Below are 21994 nucleotides of genomic sequence, written 5' to 3'. Positions count from 1 at the left end.
CAAAGTGGGTTGAGGTGAAAAAGTAACTTTAAACGGGCAGGTTTCAATTATGGGCGGGGCTTTGAAACTGATAAAAGCGATAACGGCGGTTTTACTGCTCTCCCTTTCTTTTCAGGTAGTGGCAGTGTTAAAAGGTGGCCAGTGGCAACAAACGGGTATCTCGACCGACGCAATCAATGGCACTGTGCCTGGTGCAGAGAACGCCAGTGTACCCGTTTATCAGGGCAGCACCCTGCTTGAACCGACAGAACCTCACGATGTTCAGGCCTTTGCAAAACCCAGTGAATTTAGCGTAGATGATACGGCTACGCAGATGATCTTACAGAACCCTCTGGATACTGAAGGGGACGTTTTCGCCACGCCACCGCTGCTGCGTTGGGAAAATCAAAATCCACCTTCTGTTTCTCTGGTGTGGGCTGAGGCCGCCACGCCGGATACGCCGTTAGATCCACAGCCGCGCCCAGACAGGTCATTTTGTGCCCAGGATCTGGCTGGACATTCTCTGGTTGCCTGGCCGCGAATTGACCAACAACAAACGATACCTTTACTTTATCTCTTTACCTTAACGGGCGTACCTAATCAGGGGTCAGTGCCGTTGGTTGATAATAAAGTGACGCTGAACATCGCGGCTGCACAGGGTGATCTGGTTACCATTACCGCTAACGGATATGACGATACGCTGAAAGCGGCAAAAACGACCGTGGATGGTTCAATTACGCTAACGGTGACGACGAAAGACTGTCAGGGCAATCTGGCAGGAAATATTCCTTTTATTATCAAACGTCGGGATGCAGAAAACCGTCAGGGCGTGGTGAATAACATCGGTCCGGTAAAACTGGGGAGTACGGAACTTACCACCACGGCAACGGAATATCACGGCACGACGGATGAAAATGGTACGGCGACGGTAACGGTGGCTCAACCGAACGGGCAAGGCGTAAAAACGCCGCTGGTCGTAAGCCTGTCTGGCATTAGCCAAACCAGCGAAACGGCGGTCATTTTTAGCGTTCTCACCAGCCCGGACGTACCACAGGCAAACATGTGGGGTCATATGGCGGATACGCTCAAGGCTCGGGATTATACCTTCAGCCGTCCGAAACTGGCGGCTGAAGTCGATAATGAAGCAAGCAGCGTCGATGATCATAATGAAACCTGGTCAACCTTCACCTGGAGTGGCGCAGATAATCACTGCGATATTTTGCCAGGTATGCGCCAGTTTGGCGCGATGGCAACGGTGGTTCCTACATCAATTCAGGAAGTCGCTGGCTGGCCGATGCAGGGAGATTATTACTGGTCATCCCTCGCGGGCATGACCGGGCAGCATCATGCGGCAGATGTGTCTAACCGTAGCGAAGCGCAAAAATCGGACGATACAAAACTTATTGTTAGCTGTGTGGATAAAGAGGCACCGGACGTTGAACCAAAACTGATTCTCACACCTGCAAGCTATGACTCCACGGTACAGGCGATGAAGGTTAAGGTGGGTGAAGATGCCTCTATGCGACTGACAATCACCGATAACAAAAATAATGGTCAGCCGCTGGCTTACTACTATTTCTCGCTGCATCTGGATGATGGCATCAACCGAAAGAATCAATCCGACGACGCATGGGAAGCGCATCCGGTGCAAATAACGGGAGGAGCCAATTTTCACCAGGTTGATGCGCATACTTATGAAGGGATAACAGATGTTAACGGTCAGGCCTCATTGAGGTTGAGTCAGCCCGATGGCGCTGGCGTTAAAACCCATATTACGGCGAGAATGCGTAGTGACTTCACTGCGTCTGATGCGAAAGATGTCATTTTCACAGTAGTAACCAGTCCGGACAGCGATAAGGCCAGAATGTGGGGGCATATGCTCGGGATTATCGAATCTGGTAGCGTCTTTAAACGCCCGCTGCTGGCGGATGAAACTGCTCATGAACTGGGTTCTATGCGGGAAAATAACGAAGACTGGGCACTGTTTGACCAAAATGGCTCTATGCAGGCGGAATGTAGAACTGGACATATTCCGCGCCAGAGTTCGCTGGAAAGCCTGTACAACGCTTATCCTGCTAATGTTATAGGCACAAAATACGGTTGGCCAACGGCAAAACAAGATTACTTAAGCGCGGTGGAGCAGGCGACGCATTCATCGGTCAGTTTCAAAACGGGGCTGGTCGATAGTTATTCTGGCTTTAAACAAAACTACCTTTCATGTTCAGGTAATGAAATGGTCGCGCAGGTGGCGGTCACGACCGATCATGATGTCGCTATTGGAAGCCGGGCGCAGGCTAAAGTCGGTGAAAAAATTGTCATGACAGTGCGAACCTATAACGCATTAAATGACGCGGCTGTGCCGTTTACAAATTTCACCATCACCAAAGGCATGGGGTATAACCGTCCAGGGCAGGTTACTGGGTTTGATGATCCAACCAGCGGCGCGATAGAGATGAACGGTACTTTCTACGGTACTTCTCAGCCCACAACTGTCTATTCCGGTACAACCGACGCTCGAGGTATAGCAACGGTGGACATTGAGCAGCCGCAAGGCGTTGGGCTGGGGACTCCTCTGGATATCACGCCGACCAACTCTTATGTTCCTAATACCGTTAACTACAACGTGATTTTTACTACCCCCACCAGCCCGGATGTAGCCAGCGCGCAAATGTGGGGTCACATGGACGAATCCATCACTGTGGATTCTATAACTTTTAAGCGACCGAAATTATTCTCTGAAGTGAGCGCAGGAAACCGTTCACTTGTGGAAAATAACGAAACCTGGGTACGTGTGGCGCAGTCTGATATCGAAAATATCGCGGCTGGCGGTTGCGAGAAAAATAAAGTGCCACGCCAGTCACAGCTTACCGCTCTATACAACGCCAACAGTAACAATACGATTCAAACCGTTCATGGTTGGCCCACCTTGCGTGAACAATACTGGAGCGGCACGCCGATGGATAAAGTTCCGCACCTTGCCTCCGTCTGGTTGAATAACGGGAACGTACAGAATGCTGCCGATGACTCGATTTATATGAGTTGTCTGAAAGATGCTAACCCTCCCGCAAGCATCATTACACTGGAAGTGGTGGATCAGGCGCAGTGGTATAGTTCGCTTAATGCGGCAAAGCTGAAAAAGGGCGAGACGTTACAGGTGAAGGTGACGGTCAAAGACGTTGCCGGTAACCCGATGGCAGATATGCCATTTACCCTGAAACGTGGCGATGGATATACCCGTTCTGGTGAACGTCATACGGCAGGTAGCGGTGATGGGATTGTTTCATCGGTGGTGGTTGATGCGGGTCTGCCTGATGAGATGGTGCTCAACGATACAGCGACAGCATATGTGGCACTAACCGGTAGCGACGGAAGTAAAATTCTCAATATTACGCGTCCGGATACCCACGGCACGAAAACGGCGCTCACCGCCGCGCTCTATTCCGATCCGACAAAAAAGGCTGCAATGGATACCATTTTCACCGTGGTTACCAGTCCGGATACCGATAAAGCGAATATGTGGGGCCACATGCCGGAAACGTTGAGCGCAGGTGGACTGACATTTAAACGGCCGATTCTGTTTACGGAACTAACCGATAGCCCTGCCGCCAAACGTAAGTCTGATGTAGAGGATAACGAAAGCTGGGCTCTGTTTACCGAAGATCAGGCGACGAAGGCCAGTAATGGCGGCTGTGGCGCGGATTATATTCCGACTCAGGACGCGTTACTCACACTCTCCAGTGAATGGCGTGGACATGCGGTAGATGGCTGGCCTGTCTTGCTAAAAAAAGGTTACGACTCCAGCACACCGGAAAAAGACAGTATCGAGGATCGCAAATATAAAAGCGTACAATTGAGCGACGGGACCAGCTACAGTCTGGCATCCACGGAGTTAGGGTATCTGACCTGCCAGACAACGGCAAATCCGAAGGTGAGCACCATCGAATTAACGTCTGATAAAACGGCAAAGTATGACAACCTTGATGCAGTAAAAGTCAGAACAGACTACAGCAATACCGGGGATCAAATCACCATGACGGTGACCACTCGCGACGCCCAGGGAAATCCAAAAGGTTATGTGCCGATTACGTTGAATCATGGTTTCACCGTGGCTCGAACCTCAAATGCGACCAACAACGGCAAGATTACCAATCAGTCACGGCTGATTTATGTGCAAGACAGTTACAATAATTCCAACGGTTATTTTGATGACGGAAATAAATATTACAGCATGACCAGTGGTGACGGTACGGTCACTTTTATACTACGCCAGATATATAAGGGAGACGGTACGCGTATCCCGCTCACCGCAGAAATTGATGACGGTAACGGCATTATCTCGAATACGCTGAGCGCGATTTTCACGACCGTTACCAGCCCGGATACGCCAAAAGCTAACTTCTGGGGTCATATGCCGGAGACCTTAACGGCTAAAAACGGCAAAGTCTTCCATCGCCCACAGTTAAAAGATGAAGTCGGTTCTTCCAATGGGCTTATTGTTAACAATGAATATTGGCAGCGACTGACTATCAATAATGCGCTGAGTGGTATGCAGGGAGGTTGTAAAGATAAACTGCCGTCTATTGGCGATCTGCAATCGTTATATGAGGCATACCCTTCAGGAACGATTGAAACGGCACAGGGCTGGCCGCTTGACAAGTCAGCAGCGCCAAAGCCGTACTTCTGGTCACGAAGCGTTGTCTCCAGTTCAGGCGCTGTTAATCCTAATTATCAGTATATTAACCTCAAGGTGGGGAATACTGGACATGTCGCGTCGGATTCTGCAGATCTCAACTTCCAGACCTGTCTGGAAAGTGTGGAGTCGGTGGGCAATATTACCCTGACCACTGCGGAGGAAAACTGGGATAGTTCGTTACCGGCCGGGAAAGCACATAAAGGCTCACCGCTTCCGTTGACGATTACTGTGACCCGTGCGGATGGCTCGCCTGCACCATTTGAGTCGGTAGGGATTTTGCGTGCCGCCAGCTACAATCGCGCGGGCACATCGCTCAGCGAAACGGTAACGACGGATGATTTGGTGGCTGATACGTTCAACCCAGCACAAACCATACAAAGCGCCAGCATGAATGGTCGTAGTAATACCAGTTATCTGGTTATTCAGACTGATGCTCAGGGTAAAGCGACGCTGAATCTTCACCAGGATAGTACGACCGGTCTTAGAACGCCGATAACCGTAAAAGCACTGGGCTTCAGCCCTATGCCAACAGCCACGCTGGACGCGATTTTCACGGTTATCACCAGCCCGGACGTTAGCGTAGCCAACATGTGGGGGCATATGGGGGAAACGGTGACGGCGGCAGATGGCACCGTTTTTGTGCGGCCTAAAATAAAGGCTGAGTTAACGAACACCTCAGGCGTTCACGTTAAGGATTTAAATAGTGAAAGTTGGCTTGTGCCTACTGTTCAGGAAAGGGAACGTAGCGGCACGGCGGCGTGTGAGGCCGCGCGCTGGCCGACCAACGAGCAACTTATATCGCTGTATAACCGTCATCCCAATGGAACATTGATGGCTGATACCGGCTGGCCGGTGGAGTCATCGGGGTATGCCTGGTGGGCAGTGGACTCAACGTGTGATACCAGTGGAGTCAACAGATGCGCGACTGTCGATTTGTATAATGGCCAGGCTGAGGCGGCGAACAGAAGCCGCGCATTGCAGGCCTGCTTGCTGAACCCTAACGCTTCGGTGTCTGTGGTAACACTTACCTCACCAGCGTTTGATTCTTCTACTCAGGCTGCGAAAGTGAAGAAAGGGGAATCTATGCCTGTGACTGTCACCGTGAGAGACAGCGCCGGGAACCCAGTGTCAAACGTGGCCTTTAGCCTGAAACGCGGTGATGCAGCGCCGCGCAACCCAGGTGCGACTTTATATGGCGATGTGGCGGCAATGGATGATCTGACCGTTCAGCCGCCAACTGGCGCGACGGTCATAATGACTGATAGTGGTAATTCACTCCAGGGAACCACCGGTTCCGACGGTACAGCGACATTTATGATTAAACAGGATAATACGCCTGGATATAAAACGCCGCTGACGGTGACGCTGACCGATAACACCAGCATCAACGCGACGATGGACACTATTTTCACTGTTATCACCAGCCCGAACGTCTCCTCGGCTCATTTCTGGGGACATATGGCGGATACGGTGGGGGTGAATGGAAAAACATTACATCGACCATTGCTGTCGACGGAATTACCCTCTGGGGCACAAGCAGCTGGGACACCTGATATCAATAACGAAACGTGGGGTCTTGCTCATGTCGTTGATTCGTCAAAATGGGATATCAAGAAACAGTGCGGTAGCATGGATAGTGCGCCGACATATAACGAGTTAGAGGTGTTATCTAACAGCTTTAATTCGTTAGGGTGGCCCTCATCCCCTAAAAACTTCCCTTACTTTTCAACCGATCGAGCCGGGGTATTATATTGCGGCATGTTTGAACAAAATAGTACTCAGGATTGTGGTATTGAGGCGGGTAAAACACCAGGTTTTGCCACCTGTTTCCAATAATGGCCTGGTTGCATCTGGTGCTGGCATGGTGATATTGCTGGACGCGATGCAGGCGCAGCTTATCCGGCCTACGAGTTCACCGCTTTTTTGCGTGATTTGCGTGTTTTCGTCACGTCGCTCACCACGCTGACCACCACGCCATCATTCAAACGCGTGGTCAATGTATCACCGGGTTTTACCTGCTTAACTTGCTTCAGCACTGTCCCATCGGCGGCGCTGGTGACGCTATAGCCACGCGCCAGCGTGGACAGTGGACTCACGGCTTCCAGATGTGTCACTGCATTACCAAAGCGTTCACGTGTGGCACTAAGCTGTGCTCGCAGAGTTTCCGCCAGGCGATATTCCAGTTGTTGAATGCGAGTCTGCGCGCGATGAATGCGTGGTTGAGGATTTTGCTGATTCAGACGTTGTTCAAGCCGTTGCTGTTGCTGACCTGCCCGCTTCAACCGGTTTTCCAGCGCAAAGCTCATCCGTTTTTGCAGTCGCTCCAGCATGGTTTGCTGCCGCGCCAGACGTAACTGCGGATGTTGCTGCTGTAAACGGTGATGAATCTGCGTAAAGCGCCGGGTACGGTTGGCGAGATAATAATCCATCGCCATCTCCAGCCGCTGGCGGGCAGATTGCACCTGGCGCAGTAACTCCTGTTGATTGCGGCTCACGACTTCGGCGGCGGCAGAGGGCGTTGGTGCGCGCAGATCGGCAATAAAGTCGGCAATCGTCACATCGGTTTCATGACCGACGGCGCTGACAATCGGAATTCGGCTGGCAAAAATCGCCCTCGCCACACGCTCATCGTTAAAACTCCACAAATCTTCCAGCGAACCGCCGCCGCGACCGACGATCAAGACGTCGCACTCGTTACGCAGGTTCGCCAGTTCAATCGCGCGAACGATTTGCCCCGGCGCATCATCGCCCTGAACGGCAGTAGGATAAATAATCACCGGCAGTGAAGGATCTCGACGTTTTAACACATGCAAAATATCGTGCAGCGCCGCGCCGGTTTTGGATGTAATCACACCGACACAGTGCGCGGGGGAGGGGAGCGGTTTTTTTAGTTGCTGATCGAACAAACCTTCTGCCTGCAACTTCGCTTTTAGCTGTTCGTATTTCTGTTGCAACAAGCCTTCACCGGCTGGCTGCATACTCTCGACGATAATCTGATAATCACCGCGCGGCTCATACAGCGTAATGTTGGCGCGAACCAGAACCTGTTGCCCGTGCTGTGGGCGAAAGGTAACCCGGCGGTTGCTGTTGCGGAACATCGCGCAGCGAACCTGGGCGGTATCGTCTTTGAGCGTAAAGTACCAGTGACCGGAGGCCGGTTGTGTGAAGTTCGAGATTTCACCGCTGATCCACACTTGTCCCATCTCCTGCTCAAGCAGCAGACGAACCGTTTGATTCAGGCGGCTAACGGTAAAAATTGCAGGGGATTGAGACGGTAACATGTGAGCGAGATCAAATTCTAAATCAGCAGGTTATTCAATCGATAGTAACCCGCCTTCTGGGGATAGCAAGCATTTTTTGCAAAAAGGGGTAGATGCAATCGGTTACGCTCTGTATAATGCCACGGCAATATTTATTAACCACTCTGGTCGAGATATTGCCCATGCTACGTATCGCTAAAGAAGCTCTCACATTTGACGACGTTCTCCTCGTTCCTGCTCACTCTACCGTTCTGCCGAATACTGCTGACCTCAGCACCCAGCTGACGAAAACTATTCGTCTGAATATCCCTATGCTCTCCGCAGCAATGGATACCGTAACGGAAGCGCGCCTGGCTATTGCTCTGGCTCAGGAAGGCGGTATCGGCTTTATCCACAAAAACATGTCTATTGAACGCCAGGCTGAAGAAGTTCGCCGTGTGAAAAAACACGAATCTGGCGTGGTGACTGACCCACAGACAGTTCTGCCAACCACGACGCTGCGCGAAGTGAAAGAACTGACTGAACGTAATGGCTTTGCGGGCTACCCGGTCGTTACCGAAGAAAACGAACTGGTCGGCATCATCACCGGTCGTGACGTGCGTTTTGTGACCGACCTGAACCAGCCAGTTAGCGTTTACATGACGCCGAAAGAGCGTCTGGTGACTGTGCGTGAAGGCGAAGCCCGCGAAGTTGTGCTGGCAAAAATGCACGAAAAACGCGTTGAGAAGGCGCTGGTGGTTGATGACGAATTCCACCTGATCGGCATGATCACCGTGAAAGACTTCCAGAAAGCGGAACGTAAACCGAACGCGTGTAAAGACGAACAAGGTCGTCTGCGTGTTGGTGCAGCGGTTGGCGCGGGTGCTGGAAACGAAGAGCGTATTGATGCACTGGTTGCCGCAGGCGTTGACGTTCTGCTGATCGACTCCTCTCACGGTCACTCTGAAGGCGTTCTGCAGCGTATCCGTGAAACTCGCGCTAAATATCCGGATCTGCAAATCATCGGCGGTAACGTAGCAACAGCTGCTGGTGCCCGCGCGCTGGCAGAAGCAGGTTGCAGCGCGGTTAAAGTCGGTATCGGCCCTGGCTCTATTTGTACGACTCGTATCGTTACTGGTGTGGGGGTTCCGCAGATCACCGCCGTTGCTGACGCAGTAGAAGCCCTGGAAGGCACCGGTATTCCGGTTATCGCTGACGGTGGTATTCGCTTCTCCGGCGATATTGCGAAAGCTATCGCTGCTGGTGCAAGCGCGGTGATGGTAGGTTCCATGCTGGCAGGTACTGAAGAATCTCCGGGTGAAATCGAACTCTACCAGGGGCGTTCTTACAAATCTTACCGTGGGATGGGCTCTCTGGGCGCAATGTCCAAAGGTTCTTCTGACCGTTACTTCCAGAGCGACAACGCCGCTGACAAACTGGTGCCGGAAGGTATCGAAGGTCGCGTAGCGTACAAAGGCCGCCTGAAAGAGATCATCCACCAGCAGATGGGCGGCCTGCGCTCCTGTATGGGGCTGACCGGCTGTGGTACTATCGACGAACTGCGTACTAAAGCGGAGTTTGTACGTATCAGCGGTGCGGGCATCCAGGAAAGCCACGTTCACGACGTGACCATTACTAAAGAGTCCCCGAACTACCGTCTGGGCTCCTGATTCTCTTCGCCCGACTTCATGTCGGGCGATTTATATTATCTGTTTCACTTGCCTCGGAATAAGCGTCAATGACGGAAAACATTCATAAGCATCGCATCCTCATTCTGGACTTCGGTTCTCAGTACACTCAACTGGTTGCGCGCCGCGTGCGTGAACTGGGTGTTTACTGCGAACTGTGGGCGTGGGATGTGACAGAAGCACAAATTCGTGACTTCAATCCAAGCGGCATTATTCTTTCCGGCGGCCCGGAAAGTACCACCGAAGAAAACAGCCCGCGTGCGCCGCAGTATGTCTTTGAAGCAGGCGTACCGGTATTCGGTGTTTGCTATGGTATGCAGACTATGGCGATGCAGTTAGGTGGTCATGTTGAAGCCTCTAACGAACGTGAATTTGGTTATGCGCAGGTTGAAGTACAAACTGATAGCGCGCTGATTCATGGTATCGAAGATGCATTAAGCGCAGATGGCAAACCGCTGCTTGACGTGTGGATGAGCCACGGTGATAAGGTAACTGCAATTCCTCAAGATTTCGTTACCGTAGCCAGCACCGAAAGCTGCCCGTTTGCCATTATGGCTAACGAAGAAAAACGCTTCTACGGTGTGCAGTTCCACCCGGAAGTGACTCACACCCGTCAGGGTATGCGTATGCTGGAGCGTTTTGTGCGTGATATCTGCCAGTGTGAAGCCCTGTGGACTCCGGCGAAAATTATCGACGACGCGGTAGCCCGCATCCGCGAACAGGTGGGCGACGATAAAGTGATCCTTGGCCTCTCTGGCGGCGTGGACTCTTCCGTAACCGCAATGCTTCTGCACCGTGCAATTGGTAAAAACCTGACCTGCGTATTTGTCGACAACGGCCTGCTGCGTCTCAACGAAGCAGAGCAGGTTCTGGATATGTTTGGCGATCGCTTCGGCCTGAATATTGTTCACGTTCCGGCAGAAGATCGCTTCCTGTCAGCACTGGCTGGCGAAAACGATCCGGAAGCAAAACGTAAAATCATCGGTCGTGTCTTTGTTGAAGTATTCGATGAAGAAGCCCTGAAACTGGAAGATGTGAAGTGGCTGGCGCAGGGAACTATCTACCCTGACGTTATTGAATCTGCCGCGTCTGCGACCGGTAAAGCGCACGTTATTAAGTCTCACCACAACGTGGGTGGCCTGCCGAAAGAGATGAAGATGGGCCTGGTTGAACCGCTGAAAGAGCTGTTCAAAGACGAAGTGCGTAAGATTGGTCTGGAGCTGGGTCTGCCGTATGACATGCTGTATCGCCATCCGTTCCCGGGACCGGGCCTTGGTGTGCGCGTGCTGGGCGAAGTGAAGAAAGAGTACTGCGACCTGCTGCGCCGTGCAGATGCCATCTTCATTGAAGAGCTGCGTAAAGCAGATCTGTACGACAAAGTCAGCCAGGCGTTCACCGTCTTCCTGCCAGTACGTTCCGTTGGCGTAATGGGCGATGGTCGTAAGTATGACTGGGTTGTTTCTCTGCGTGCTGTCGAAACCATCGACTTTATGACCGCACACTGGGCACACCTGCCGTACGATTTCCTCGGCCGTGTTTCCAATCGAATTATCAATGAAGTGAACGGCATTTCCCGCGTGGTGTATGACATCAGCGGCAAGCCGCCAGCGACTATTGAGTGGGAATGATTTGATACCCGCACTATGAATGAACAAAACCCTCTGTTGCTACAGAGGGTTTTTTTACATCGCTGACTAAAGTCAAGCAATATAAAAAAGCCCATAATCCTCACAAATCATAGGCTTGAAGTTACTGACATCAATTAATTAAACCAACTGTCCGATTTATTCTCTTCTGCTTTACCCACACTCTTCATCAAATCGCGGCCGCCTTCAGTCATATTCCTGTTAGCGTCAGCTTCAGATTGCACAACATCGGTTTGCGCGGCTTTGTGCTTCAGTTCCTGATCGATAAATTCGTTCTCACGCTTAACGCGGGCTTCTTCTTTTGCCAGCGCCAGTTTTTGCTTCTGAATCTCTAAGCTGCGTAGCTCATCTTCATAACTTTGATCGCGCTTTTTATCCGCAGTGGCCTCGGCGTCCCGTTTATCCTGGCGAGCTTTTTTATCCGCTGCTGCTGCTGCCGCTCTTTTATTTGCTGCAGCCTGCGCATTTGCACGCCGTTGCTTCTCTTGCTGGATTTCCCTGTTGCGCTCCGCTACCCATTCGTCATGCTGCCTTTGCTCTTCATTTTTACCTTGTTGTTCCGCTTCTGCGACAGCAGAGAGTTGATCCTGTAATGAAGAGGCGAAAGTTGAACTACTTAAGGCGGCTAAGATGGCGCAAAGTAAAACCTTCTTCATGAATCCTCCTGATTATTAGCTTTTTTCAGGACATTTTGTATTTGGCTGAATACGCGTTTCGTTATACGTAGTGGTAATAACAACGGCTAAACCCGTCGTGAACTGGCATTCTTTACCCACCTGGGTGGAGGTATACACTTTGGTGCCTTCTTTGTATGTTAAAGAAACACCTTCCACTAATGTTTTATCATTCACCATAGAACCAGCCGCCGCACCTACGGCTCCGCCGCCAACTGCACCTGCCGTCGTTCCGGAGTTACTGCCGGAGCCGACGTTATGGCCGATAACGCCGCCAGCGACGGCCCCAATAAGTGCGCCGAAGGCTTGTGCGTTCCGTTTATTTTGTGAGTTGTCTACGGCAACTTTGGCGGGAAGAATGGAAATAATATTAACGGTTTTGGTTTCTTGTTTTGTATTCAGTTGATCGGTTTGATAAACATCGGCGGCATGATCGTCAGCATTTGACTGGCATCCTGCCAGGGTGAATGACGCTAAAATTGCCACAGGCAGAAGACATTTTTTAAATTTCATCACTATTCCTTGTTATACACATTACGAAAAATAAGATATTTAAGATCATCAAAAGAGGAAAGTAAATGTATTGTGTATAAACTAATAGATTAAATTTATTAAAATTCACGCGAAAAATAAATCATTAAAGAAATATAATTTAAATATATGTATTAATTTAGAGCGTATTACTTCTTAGGCAGGATCTACGTCAGTCAGGACAATGGGTGAAATTTAAGGTGAAAGAATGCCTGCCGCTTTGTTAACTACAAAGAGCAAAAACATCGGGCAGCAATGCGCCGTCTTGCTAAGTTAAAATGGAGAAGGTAACCGCTAACGTTGTACCGGGGATTCGATAGAGAGTGTGGATTGCTGCGCTTCTTTTTTGCTCTGATGATGCTGCCAGGCACCAACAGACGAGTAGATAAAGCGACCAAAGAAGAAGATAAAGCTGATGAGTAGTACGATACGGGTCATGCGACTGTTAAATCGGTGTCGTTTTCGCATACTGGTTGCCTGACTCACAAAAGGTTCCTTGAAGTATGTCCCACTCTGTGGACGGTACTTACATTAAGGCACACCTGGGCAAAATGGTCAATTCTTCATTATGTAAAAAAGCGTCAGTGGATACATATTCCAATGTTATGGAAGTTAATTTAATTATTTACAATAATGATGTAATAATGATGGCTTAACATGATAAACGTAATAATTCATTAATCAGGGTTGTTTTGTTTGATATATATCAATTGAAACTTTCATATGACACTTAGAATCGATACTCTCTATAGTGATGAATAATCATCCGTCGAATTCAGGTGGGATGCCTGTCTGAATACACCCCTTTCAGGATGTGGGGAATTCTGTTGAGCATCTATGAAACTGAATGCAACTTATATAAAAATACGTGATAAATGGTGGGGGCTTCCGCTGATCCTGCCTTCTTTAATCTTGCCCGTTTTCGCACAAATAAATACTTTTGCGCATATTTCCTCCGGTGAAGTTTTTCTCTTTTATCTGCCCCTGGCTCTGATGATCAGCATGATGATGTTTTTTAACTGGGCAGCATTACCGGGTATAGCATTAGGCATTTTTGTTCGTAAGTATGCGGAGCTTGGCCTGTATGAAACGCTTTCGTTAACGACTAATTTTATTATCATTGTCATTATTTGTTGGGGTGGTTACAGAGTTTTTTCTCCCCGGCGTAACAACGTTGCACATGGGGATACCCGCTTAATTTCCCAGCGAATTTTCTGGCAGATTGTTTTTCCGGCAACGTTGTTCCTGGTACTTTTCCAGTTTGCTGCGTTTGTAGGGTTACTGGCAAGCAGAGACAATCTGGTAGGGGTTATGCCCTTTAACCTCGGGACATTAATCAATTACCAGGCCTTGCTGGTAGGTAATCTTATCGGCGTCCCATTGTGCTACTTCATCATTCGGGTGGTGCGGAATCCGTTTTATTTACGTAGCTATTATTCGCAATTAAAACAGCAGGTTGACAAAAAGGTTACCAAAAAAGAATTTGCGATCTGGTTGCTTGCATTGGGTGCGTTGTTGTTGTTGCTATGTATGCCGTTAAATGAAAAAAGCACAATTTTTAGCACCAACTATACGTTATCGTTATTGCTACCGCTGATGATGTGGGGAGCAATGCGCTATGGCTATAAGTTTATATCGCTGCTCTGGGCGGTAGTGCTGATGATCAGCATTCACAGCTATCAGAACTACATTCCCCTTTATCCTGGATATACCACGCAACTGACCATAACTTCCTCCAGTTATCTGGTATTTTCTTTTATTGTCAATTACATGGCTGTTCTGGCAACCCGTCAGCGAGCGGTGGTCAGACGCATTCAGCGGCTTGCATATGTGGATCCGGTTGTTCATCTGCCAAATATTCGCGCCCTGAACCGTGCATTGCGTGATGCACCATGATCCGCGCTATGTTATTTACGCATCCCTGGCATGGAAATGTTGGTAAAGAACTATGGCATCATGCTACGCATTCAATATAAACAAAAACTTTCACACTGGCTGACACCGTTGCTGGAACCGGGCGAAGCTGTTTATCAGCTTTCCGGTAACGACCTTGCGTTGCGACTGAATACAGAATCATACCAGGAGCGCATTACCACGCTGGATAATCATCTGAAGCAGTTTCGTTTCTTTTGGGATGGAATGCCGTTACAGCCTCAGATTGGCGTCAGTTATTGCTATGTCCGCTCACCGGTTAATCATATATATCTGCTGCTGGGAGAGCTAAATACGGTTGCCGAACTTTCTATCGTGACCAATACCCCGGAAAATATGCAGCGTCGCGGGGCAATGTATTTACAACGTGAATTGAAAGACAAGGTGGCGATGATGAATCGGCTACAACAGGCGCTCGAGCATAACGATTTTTGCCTGATGGCCCAGCCGATTACAGGAGTGCGCGGTGATGTTTATCATGAAATTCTGCTGCGCATGAAAGGAGAGAATGGCGAACTCATCAATCCTGACAATTTCTTACCGGTCGCGCATGAATTTGGCTTATCGTCCAGCATCGACATGTGGGTTATCGAGCATACACTGCAATTTATGGCAGAAAATAGAGAAAAAATGCCTGCTCGCCGATTTGCTATTAACCTGTCGCCCACTTCCGTTTGTCAGGCGAGTTTCCCTTTAGATGTCAGTAAATTTTTGAATAAATATCAAATAGAAGCGTGGCAGCTTATCTTTGAGGTAACCGAGAGTAATACCCTGACCAATGTTAAGCAGGCACAGAATACGCTGCAGCATCTTCAGGAGTTAGGATGCCAAATTGCAATTGATGATTTCGGCACCGGCTACGCCAGTTATGCGCGGCTAAAAAATGTGAATGCCAATTTATTAAAAATTGATGGCAGCTTCATACGCAATATTGTCTCGAATAGTCTGGATTACCAGATAGTGGCATCAATTTGTCATCTGGCGCGAATGAAGAAAATGCAAGTGGTTGCGGAATATGTTGAAAATGAAGAGATTCGCCAGGCGGTTCACTCTTTGGGTATTGATTACCTGCAAGGCTTTTTGATTGGTGAACCGCAGCCGTTAGTGGCGATGTTGGGTGAAAGAGAACCGGTCCGGGAAAGCGCGTAATTTATTTGGGCCAACATAACATGTTGGCCCGTTTTCATTTCATATTAAGCCGCAATTTCAGGCGTGTTTTCTTCTTCAATTTTTAACCGCCAGCCAGCCACGCCTTCCCAGTATTCTTGTTCCTTTTCCAGATCAAGCAATACCAGCGCGTTCTGGCTAAACCAGTCATGCGGAAAACGCAAGGTCCAGTGGCTGTCATCGGTAATCAGCGTTAATGTTGGCGGCGTGGTAGTCGCCTGACGTTGATTGTTGAGCAATACGCCAAGGCGCAATAGCTGAATCAGTGGCAGGAACTGTTTCTTCTTAAACAAGGTAAAGCGCGGCAGATCGTCGAGCTTAATCGCTTTACGGTGATAGCGTACCAGTGTCGCCATCATCAGCTGCTGCTCCTGATTAAATCCCGGTAAGTCGCTGTTTTGTAAAATATATGCAGAATGTCGATGCAGACCACTATGGTTGATATTCAACCCGACTTCATGCAGCATAGCGGCCCATCGCAGCAATGCTTCGAGCTGTGGATGCGCCAGTTTCGGTTGCTGTTCCCGCCACTGTTCGTACATCTGCATGGTGGTATCCAGCACCCGTCGGGCCTGTTCACTGTCGATGTGATACTGGTTAGCCAGACTACTGGCGGTGCGGCTACGCACATCCTGATGGCGGAAACGTCCTTCCATTTCATACAGCACGCCTTCGCGTAACGCCCCGTCAGAAAGTCGCAGTTCACGGATGGCTAAGGCATCAAACACACCGCATAAAATCGCCAGTCCTGGAACGAAGACAGTTTTCCTCTCTTCGGAAAGACCCGGTAAACTCAGCGATGCGAAATTACGGTGCCGTAAAACTTCTTTTACCAGTTTTTCCAGACGTTCCGGGGTAATTATCCCGTCTTTCTCGCCCATTTCCATCAACACTTCATGAGCAGCTTTAATGGTGCCGGAAGCGCCCATTGCCACATTCCAGCCCTGGATACGGAATTGCCAGGTTAAGGTTTCCAGTTTTTGCGCTGCCGCCATGCGTGCGCGCTGAAAATTCTCTTTATTGATGATGCCGCCCTGGAAATAAAGCTGGGCAAAGCTGACGCAACCCATCCGGCGACTTTCCACGAGAATCGGTTCGAAATTTTCACCAATCACCAGTTCTGTTGAGCCGCCACCAATATCAATAACCAGTTTGCGGCCCTTTTCCGGCTGGGTATGCTCCACGCCCATAAAAATCAGACGCGCTTCTTCGTTGCCGGAAATAATTTCAATCGGGTAGGGAATAACCTTTTCTGCTCGCTTCAGAAAGTCAGTGGCATTCAGCGCCTGACGTAGCGTATGGGTTCCGACAATACAGACGCTGGAAGGAGAAAACCCCTGCAGGCGTTCGGCAAACAGCGACAGGCAGTTTAAGCCACGCGTCATCGCTTCTTCACTCAACATATTATCTGGCCCCAGACCATCTGCCAGATGCACCCGTTGTTTCAGGCGGCCAATAATCTGCATTGCGCCATCCACCACACGGGCAATGACCATGTGGAAACTGTTTGAACCAAGATCGACCGCAGCGAACTCCTGCGGACGAGGGGATTTGTCGTGTATTGGCATAGGGTTATTCAGATTGTTCGAGTGATTTGATGTAGTCGTAGATCGCCAATTGCGCCCGTACTTTGCGGCGGTTACCACGGGGGACGTAGCGATTACTGAGTTCTTTATCGATATAACGCGCTTTGACTGTATCGCTGAACAAAATTTCGATGATGTCCAGCACCCGTTGCTTCAGTCGGGGATCGAGCAGCGGTGTAGCCACTTCAATACGATAATCAATATTGCGTGTCATCCAGTCGGCGGAAGAAAGGTAAACTTTTTTATCGCCGTCGTTTTCAAAAATATAAACCCGATCATGTTCAAGGTAACGATCGACAATACTAATAGCACGAATATTGTCGCTAATACCTTCCAGATTGGGGATCAGCGAACACATCCCGCGTACCAGGAGATTCACCGGCACGCCGGAACTGGAGGCCGCATACAGACGATCGACCAGACCTTTATCGACCAGGTTATTCAGTTTCAGGGTAATACCGCAAGGCAGCCCTTGTTGAGCGTTGGCTATCTCACGGTCAACCATTTCATACAGCAAACGACGGGAGTTTTGCGGCGACACCATTAAATAATCGAAAGTTACCGGACGGTATGGATTTTCAATAAAGTTGAACACCCGGCGTACTTCGTTGGTGATGCGCGCGTCGGCGGTCAGCAGCGAGTAGTCGGTATAAAGACGCGCGGTTTTTTCATTAAAGTTCCCGGTTCCGATATGCGCGTAACGCACAACCTCACCGTTTTCTTTACGCGAAATCAGGAACAATTTGGCGTGAATTTTCAGCCCCGGCGCAGAGAAAATCACGTGTACGCCCGCTTCAGTCAGCCGTTTTGCCCAGTGAATGTTGGCTTCTTCGTCGAAACGCGCCTGTAACTCAACCACCACGGTGACTTTCTTACCGTTGTGAGCGGCGTGGATCATCGAGTCGATGATGCGCGAATCTTTCGCTACGCGGTAAATATTAATTTTAATCGCCAGTACGCTTGGGTCGAACGAGGCCTGGCGTAGCAGTTCCAGCACATGTTCAAAAGTGTGATAAGGATAATAGAGCAGCACATCGTGTTCGCGAATGGCATCAAAACCGTTACGGAACTGGGCTTTATCAAACCAAATGTGGCGTAAACGCGGCAGTGGTTTATTCACCAGATTGGCTTTGCCGACATTGGGGAAATTAATAAAGTCTTTAAAATTATGATAACGGCCGCCGGGTACGATGGAGTCGTAGCGGGAAATAGTCAGTTTTTCGCGCAACACCTCAACCAGCGCACTGGGCATATCGCGCTGATAAACAAAACGCACCGGTTCTGCGGTTAAACGCTGCTTCAGACTGGAAGACATCAGCTCCATCAGGCTGGCTTCCATCTCGTGCACTAAATCGTATTCGGCATCGCGGGTCATCTTCATTGAATAGGCATTCAGCGCGTCATAATCAAAGAAGCCTTTGAAAATATCATCAAGGCAGTAACGCAGAATGTTATCCAGAAGAATCATGGGTTTGCGTCGGCGCGGTGCTTCCGGCGGCAAATTAACAAAGCGCGGCACTTTATCTGAGGGGATCTCCAGCAGCGCATAACGGATGGTATCGCCACGGATTATTTCCACCGCCAGATAAGTGTAATCATCTTTCAGAAATTGCACTAAGTCAGTGTCAGGGTTGATTAAAATCGGCGTAATGTGCTGACGCAGATACTGCTTAAAATAATGACGCAGCCAGTTTTGTTGATTGACGGAGAGCTGGCGTTCATTAATCAGGAAAATCTGGTTGCGCGCCATCTCCAGCAACAGTTCGTTGTAGAGGCCGTCGAATTCCTGATCGGCTTTCAGCACGCGGGACTGAATTTTACCCAGCAAATGACGGGAATGAGAATTGGAACCTTGTTCTTCGCTAATAATGATGCGTCGTTTCAGTTCAGCGAAGCGGACTTTATAGAACTCATCAAGGTTATTGGAATAGATCCCCAGGAAACGCATCCTTTCAATCAGCGGGTTAGATTTGTCCGCCGCTTCCTGAAGCACGCGTTCATTGAACGATAACCAACTGAGCTCTTTTTCGATGTATAGCTTTTCCTGACCCATTACCACTTTTACTCCGTTTTATTCACGGGACACTGCCTGGATATTATGGCGAGCAATATTGGCAGATGTCCAACTATGCCAGAAAAGGGAGAAAAAAACTGCTGGAGCCTGCGATTTACAGGTGAATTGAAAAACGCCAACGGCAGGGCTGGCGCTTTAACTACGAGGGAATTACTCGTCGGCAGCGTAGCCCTGCGGCGGCAGACGCTGACCATCCAGCCACGCGGCGTTTTCGTGCATCTTCAGACGACCATCGGCAAACCAGCTAATCACCAGCGGATAAATGGCGTGCTCCTGGGTTTGTACGCGGGCGGTGATGTCATCTTCCGTATCACCGGCAAATACCGGGACTTTCGCCTGTAAAATAACCGGGCCGCCGTCCAGTTCATCAGTAACGAAATGCACCGATGTACCGTGTTCCTCATCGCCATTTTCCAGCGCCTGGCGATGGGTGTGCAAACCGGGATATTTTGGCAGCAGGGAAGGGTGAATGTTCAGCAAACGCCCGGCATAATGGGAGACAAACGCCGGGCTAAGAATGCGCATAAAACCGGCCAGTACAACCACGTCGGGAGCGTACATATCAATCTCATGAATCAACTCCCGGTCATAGGCTTCACGACTGTCAAACGCGCTGGCGATGAGCGTATGCGTTGCAATACCGGCTTTGCGGGCGCGTTCAAGGCCGAACGCGTCGGCCTTATTACTGAAAACTGCCCGTAGGGTGCCTTTGATTTTGTTGGTTTTGCAGGCGTCTATAATTGCCTGCAAGTTACTTCCGTTACCGGAAATAAGCACCACAATATTCATTATTCGATAACCACGCGTTGTTCGGAATCAGAGGCTTTGATGATACCGATTTTCCACGCGTTTTCACCGTTGGCATTAAGCAGAGTGAGAGCTTTGTCCACTTCCGGAGCAGGCAGGGCGATAATCATCCCGACGCCGCAGTTGAAGGTGCGATACATTTCATGGCGCTCGACATTACCTGCCCTTTGCAGCCAGTTGAACACTTCCGGCCACTGCCAGGAGGATTCATCAATCACTGCCTGGGTGTTTTCCGGCAATACGCGCGGAATGTTTTCCCAGAAGCCGCCGCCGGTCAGGTGCGCAATAGCGTGCACGTCGACCTTTTCGATCAACTCCAGTACTGACTTCACGTAAATACGGGTCGGTGCCAACAGATGATCGGCTAATGGTTTGCCGTCGAGTTCGGTGGTTTGTGGATCACAACCGCTGACTTCGAGAATTTTGCGCACCAGCGAATAGCCGTTCGAGTGCGGGCCGCTGGAGCCGAGCGCAATCAGCACATCACCGTCGCTAACTTTAGAACCATCGATGATTTCTGATTTTTCTACCACGCCAACGCAGAAACCAGCAACGTCATAATCTTCACCGTGATACATCCCCGGCATTTCTGCCGTTTCGCCCCCCACCAGCGAACAGCCCGATTGCAGACAACCTTCGGCGATGCCGCTGATCACTGATGCAGCAGTATCAACATCCAGCTTTCCGGTTGCGTAATAGTCGAGGAAAAACAGCGGTTCAGCGCCTTGCACCACCAGATCATTAACGCACATGGCGACCAGATCGATACCAATGGTGTCGTGACGTTTTAAGTCCATCGCCAGACGCAGTTTAGTGCCCACGCCGTCAGTGCCGGAAACCAGCACGGGTTCGCGATATTTTTGCGGCAACGCACACAGCGCACCGAAGCCGCCCAGACCGCCCATCACTTCCGGGCGACGCGTTTTCTTCACTACGCCTTTGATTCTTCCAACCAGAGCATTACCCGCGTCAATATCAACACCGGCATCTTTGTAGCTAAGAGAGGTTTTATCGGTCACTGCTTGGGTCCCCACGCGTTACTTGCGGTAGAAAAATAAAAATTCGGCGCAATTCTAACAGGGAAAGCAAACGTTTGCGAGACTGCTTTACACAACCTTTTTTAACCTCTTTTTACCGAGAGAGTGACAAAAAAAGGTGTACATAGAGGGGATGAATGATTTTTTGCCAGGATAATTACCGTTATTAACTGTTTGATTATGAAATAACTTTATCTAAAATTTTTATGGTTTTGACTAAAATCAACGAAAATAATATTGCCGCCTTAAAGAAAGGAGGTATAATCCGTCGATTTTTTTTGTGGCTGCCCCTCAAAGGAGAAAGAGTATGAAGATCGTGGAAGTCAAACACCCACTCGTCAAACACAAGCTGGGACTGATGCGTGAGCAAGATATCAGCACCAAGCGCTTTCGCGAACTCGCTTCCGAAGTGGGTAGCCTGCTGACTTACGAAGCGACCGCTGACCTCGAAACTGAAAAAGTAACCATCGAGGGCTGGAATGGCCCGGTGGAAATCGACCAGATTAAAGGTAAGAAAATTACCGTGGTGCCAATTCTGCGCGCCGGTCTGGGGATGATGGACGGCGTGCTGGAAAACGTTCCGAGCGCGCGCATCAGCGTAGTCGGTATGTACCGTAATGAAGAAACGCTGGAACCAGTACCGTACTTCCAGAAACTGGTTTCTAACATCGATGAGCGTATGGCGCTGATCGTTGACCCAATGCTGGCAACTGGTGGTTCCGTTATCGCGACCATCGACCTGCTGAAAAAAGCGGGCTGCAGCAGCATTAAAGTGCTGGTGCTGGTGGCTGCGCCAGAAGGTATCGCTGCGCTGGAAAAAGCGCACCCGGACGTCGAGCTGTATACCGCATCAATTGACCAGGGATTGAACGAGCACGGATACATTATTCCGGGGCTTGGCGATGCCGGTGACAAAATCTTTGGTACAAAATAAAGAATAA

At 49.7% G+C, this 21994-nt stretch carries 13 protein-coding genes and 1 pseudogene; 6 read left to right on the top strand and 8 right to left on the bottom strand.

What is annotated here, in order from left to right; translation table 11 throughout:
• The first annotated feature begins 49 nt into the window (after positions 1 to 49).
• Entirely contained in the window at positions 50 to 6508 is a 6459-nt protein-coding gene (locus HEN21_RS07205) for an adhesion domain-containing protein (protein ID WP_176251776.1), read from the top strand.
• A gap of 68 nt (positions 6509 to 6576) precedes the next feature.
• Here the strand turns inward: HEN21_RS07205 and xseA are convergent, their stop codons facing one another.
• Positions 6577 to 7953, bottom strand: a complete 1377-nt coding sequence (xseA, locus tag HEN21_RS07200) for an exodeoxyribonuclease VII large subunit (RefSeq protein WP_105285161.1) — start codon at positions 7951 to 7953, stop codon at positions 6577 to 6579.
• 161 nt (positions 7954 to 8114) lie between these two features.
• Between xseA and guaB the strand changes: the two genes are divergently transcribed.
• Positions 8115 to 9581, top strand: coding sequence for an IMP dehydrogenase (guaB, locus tag HEN21_RS07195; protein WP_010349860.1), 1467 nt, complete (start codon positions 8115 to 8117; stop codon positions 9579 to 9581).
• A gap of 68 nt (positions 9582 to 9649) precedes the next feature.
• On the top strand, positions 9650 to 11227 hold the full coding sequence (guaA, locus tag HEN21_RS07190) for a glutamine-hydrolyzing GMP synthase (protein ID WP_000138265.1): 1578 nt from the start codon (positions 9650 to 9652) through the stop codon (positions 11225 to 11227).
• Between the two features lie 134 nt (positions 11228 to 11361).
• Here guaA and HEN21_RS07185 read toward each other — a convergent pair whose 3' ends face one another.
• From HEN21_RS07185 to HEN21_RS07175, 3 genes are all read right to left on the bottom strand, one after another.
• Positions 11362 to 11901 (bottom strand): DUF5384 family protein, encoded by a 540-nt coding sequence (locus tag HEN21_RS07185; RefSeq protein ID WP_000756784.1) that lies wholly within the window; start codon positions 11899 to 11901, stop codon positions 11362 to 11364.
• 15 nt (positions 11902 to 11916) lie between these two features.
• On the bottom strand, positions 11917 to 12435 hold the full coding sequence (locus HEN21_RS07180) for an outer membrane lipoprotein (protein WP_010344568.1): 519 nt from the start codon (positions 12433 to 12435) through the stop codon (positions 11917 to 11919).
• Positions 12436 to 12744: 309 nt separating this feature from the next.
• Positions 12745 to 12936 carry a YfgG family protein gene (locus HEN21_RS07175; RefSeq protein ID WP_000075999.1) on the bottom strand — a complete coding sequence of 64 codons (192 nt, stop codon included), beginning with the start codon at positions 12934 to 12936 and terminating at the stop codon, positions 12745 to 12747.
• A 17-nt stretch (positions 12937 to 12953) separates the two neighbouring features.
• Here HEN21_RS07175 and HEN21_RS07170 point away from each other — a divergent pair, with 17 nt between their 5' ends.
• Together HEN21_RS07170 and HEN21_RS07165 are read left to right on the top strand one after the other, a co-directional pair.
• Positions 12954 to 13106: a hypothetical protein gene (locus HEN21_RS07170; RefSeq protein WP_000019882.1), complete on the top strand. Its 153-nt coding sequence runs from the start codon at positions 12954 to 12956 to the stop codon at positions 13104 to 13106.
• 181 nt (positions 13107 to 13287) lie between these two features.
• A pseudogene (locus tag HEN21_RS07165) lies at positions 13288 to 15531 on the top strand (bifunctional diguanylate cyclase/phosphodiesterase).
• Between the two features lie 44 nt (positions 15532 to 15575).
• Here HEN21_RS07165 and ppx read toward each other — a convergent pair.
• The 4 genes from ppx to purM form a co-directional block, all read right to left on the bottom strand.
• Positions 15576 to 17117 carry an exopolyphosphatase gene (gene ppx, locus HEN21_RS07160; protein ID WP_001121372.1) on the bottom strand — a complete coding sequence of 514 codons (1542 nt, stop codon included), beginning with the start codon at positions 17115 to 17117 and terminating at the stop codon, positions 15576 to 15578.
• 4 nt (positions 17118 to 17121) lie between these two features.
• Complete coding sequence (gene ppk1 / locus HEN21_RS07155) at positions 17122 to 19188, bottom strand: polyphosphate kinase 1 (RefSeq protein ID WP_176252312.1); 2067 nt, start codon at positions 19186 to 19188, stop codon at positions 17122 to 17124.
• A 171-nt stretch (positions 19189 to 19359) separates the two neighbouring features.
• Positions 19360 to 19998 (bottom strand): phosphoribosylglycinamide formyltransferase, encoded by a 639-nt coding sequence (gene purN, locus HEN21_RS07150; RefSeq protein WP_001028604.1) that lies wholly within the window; start codon positions 19996 to 19998, stop codon positions 19360 to 19362.
• On the bottom strand, positions 19998 to 21035 hold the full coding sequence (purM, locus tag HEN21_RS07145) for a phosphoribosylformylglycinamidine cyclo-ligase (protein WP_010349865.1): 1038 nt from the start codon (positions 21033 to 21035) through the stop codon (positions 19998 to 20000). The genes purN and purM overlap by 1 nt, the downstream gene beginning before the upstream one ends.
• A 325-nt stretch (positions 21036 to 21360) precedes the next feature.
• Between purM and upp the strand changes: the two genes are divergently transcribed.
• The gene (upp, locus tag HEN21_RS07140) at positions 21361 to 21987 is read left to right on the top strand and encodes a uracil phosphoribosyltransferase (protein WP_001295473.1); all 627 of its coding nucleotides are present in this window, start codon (positions 21361 to 21363) and stop codon (positions 21985 to 21987) included.
• The last annotated feature ends 7 nt before the right edge of the window (positions 21988 to 21994 follow it).

It is taken from the genome of Escherichia sp. 93.1518, assembly GCF_013368915.2.
Classification (GTDB): domain Bacteria; phylum Pseudomonadota; class Gammaproteobacteria; order Enterobacterales; family Enterobacteriaceae; genus Escherichia; species Escherichia ruysiae.
Note: the sequence above shows the minus strand (reverse complement) of the source record. Positions and strands in the feature narration are given on the sequence as shown.

What these genes read in the sequence shown, in the direction of transcription:
- HEN21_RS07205 (WP_176251776.1), top strand. Translation starts at nt 50, where the DNA reads ATGGGCGGGGCTTTGAAACTGATAAAAGCGATAACGGCGGTTTTACTG.
- xseA (WP_105285161.1), bottom strand. Translation starts at nt 7,953, where the DNA reads ATGTTACCGTCTCAATCCCCTGCAATTTTTACCGTTAGCCGCCTGAAT.
- guaB (WP_010349860.1), top strand. Translation starts at nt 8,115, where the DNA reads ATGCTACGTATCGCTAAAGAAGCTCTCACATTTGACGACGTTCTCCTC.
- guaA (WP_000138265.1), top strand. Translation starts at nt 9,650, where the DNA reads ATGACGGAAAACATTCATAAGCATCGCATCCTCATTCTGGACTTCGGT.
- HEN21_RS07185 (WP_000756784.1), bottom strand. Translation starts at nt 11,901, where the DNA reads ATGAAGAAGGTTTTACTTTGCGCCATCTTAGCCGCCTTAAGTAGTTCA.
- HEN21_RS07170 (WP_000019882.1), top strand. Translation starts at nt 12,954, where the DNA reads ATGTCCCACTCTGTGGACGGTACTTACATTAAGGCACACCTGGGCAAA.
- ppx (WP_001121372.1), bottom strand. Translation starts at nt 17,117, where the DNA reads ATGCCAATACACGACAAATCCCCTCGTCCGCAGGAGTTCGCTGCGGTC.
- ppk1 (WP_176252312.1), bottom strand. Translation starts at nt 19,188, where the DNA reads ATGGGTCAGGAAAAGCTATACATCGAAAAAGAGCTCAGTTGGTTATCG.
- purN (WP_001028604.1), bottom strand. Translation starts at nt 19,998, where the DNA reads ATGAATATTGTGGTGCTTATTTCCGGTAACGGAAGTAACTTGCAGGCA.
- upp (WP_001295473.1), top strand. Translation starts at nt 21,361, where the DNA reads ATGAAGATCGTGGAAGTCAAACACCCACTCGTCAAACACAAGCTGGGA.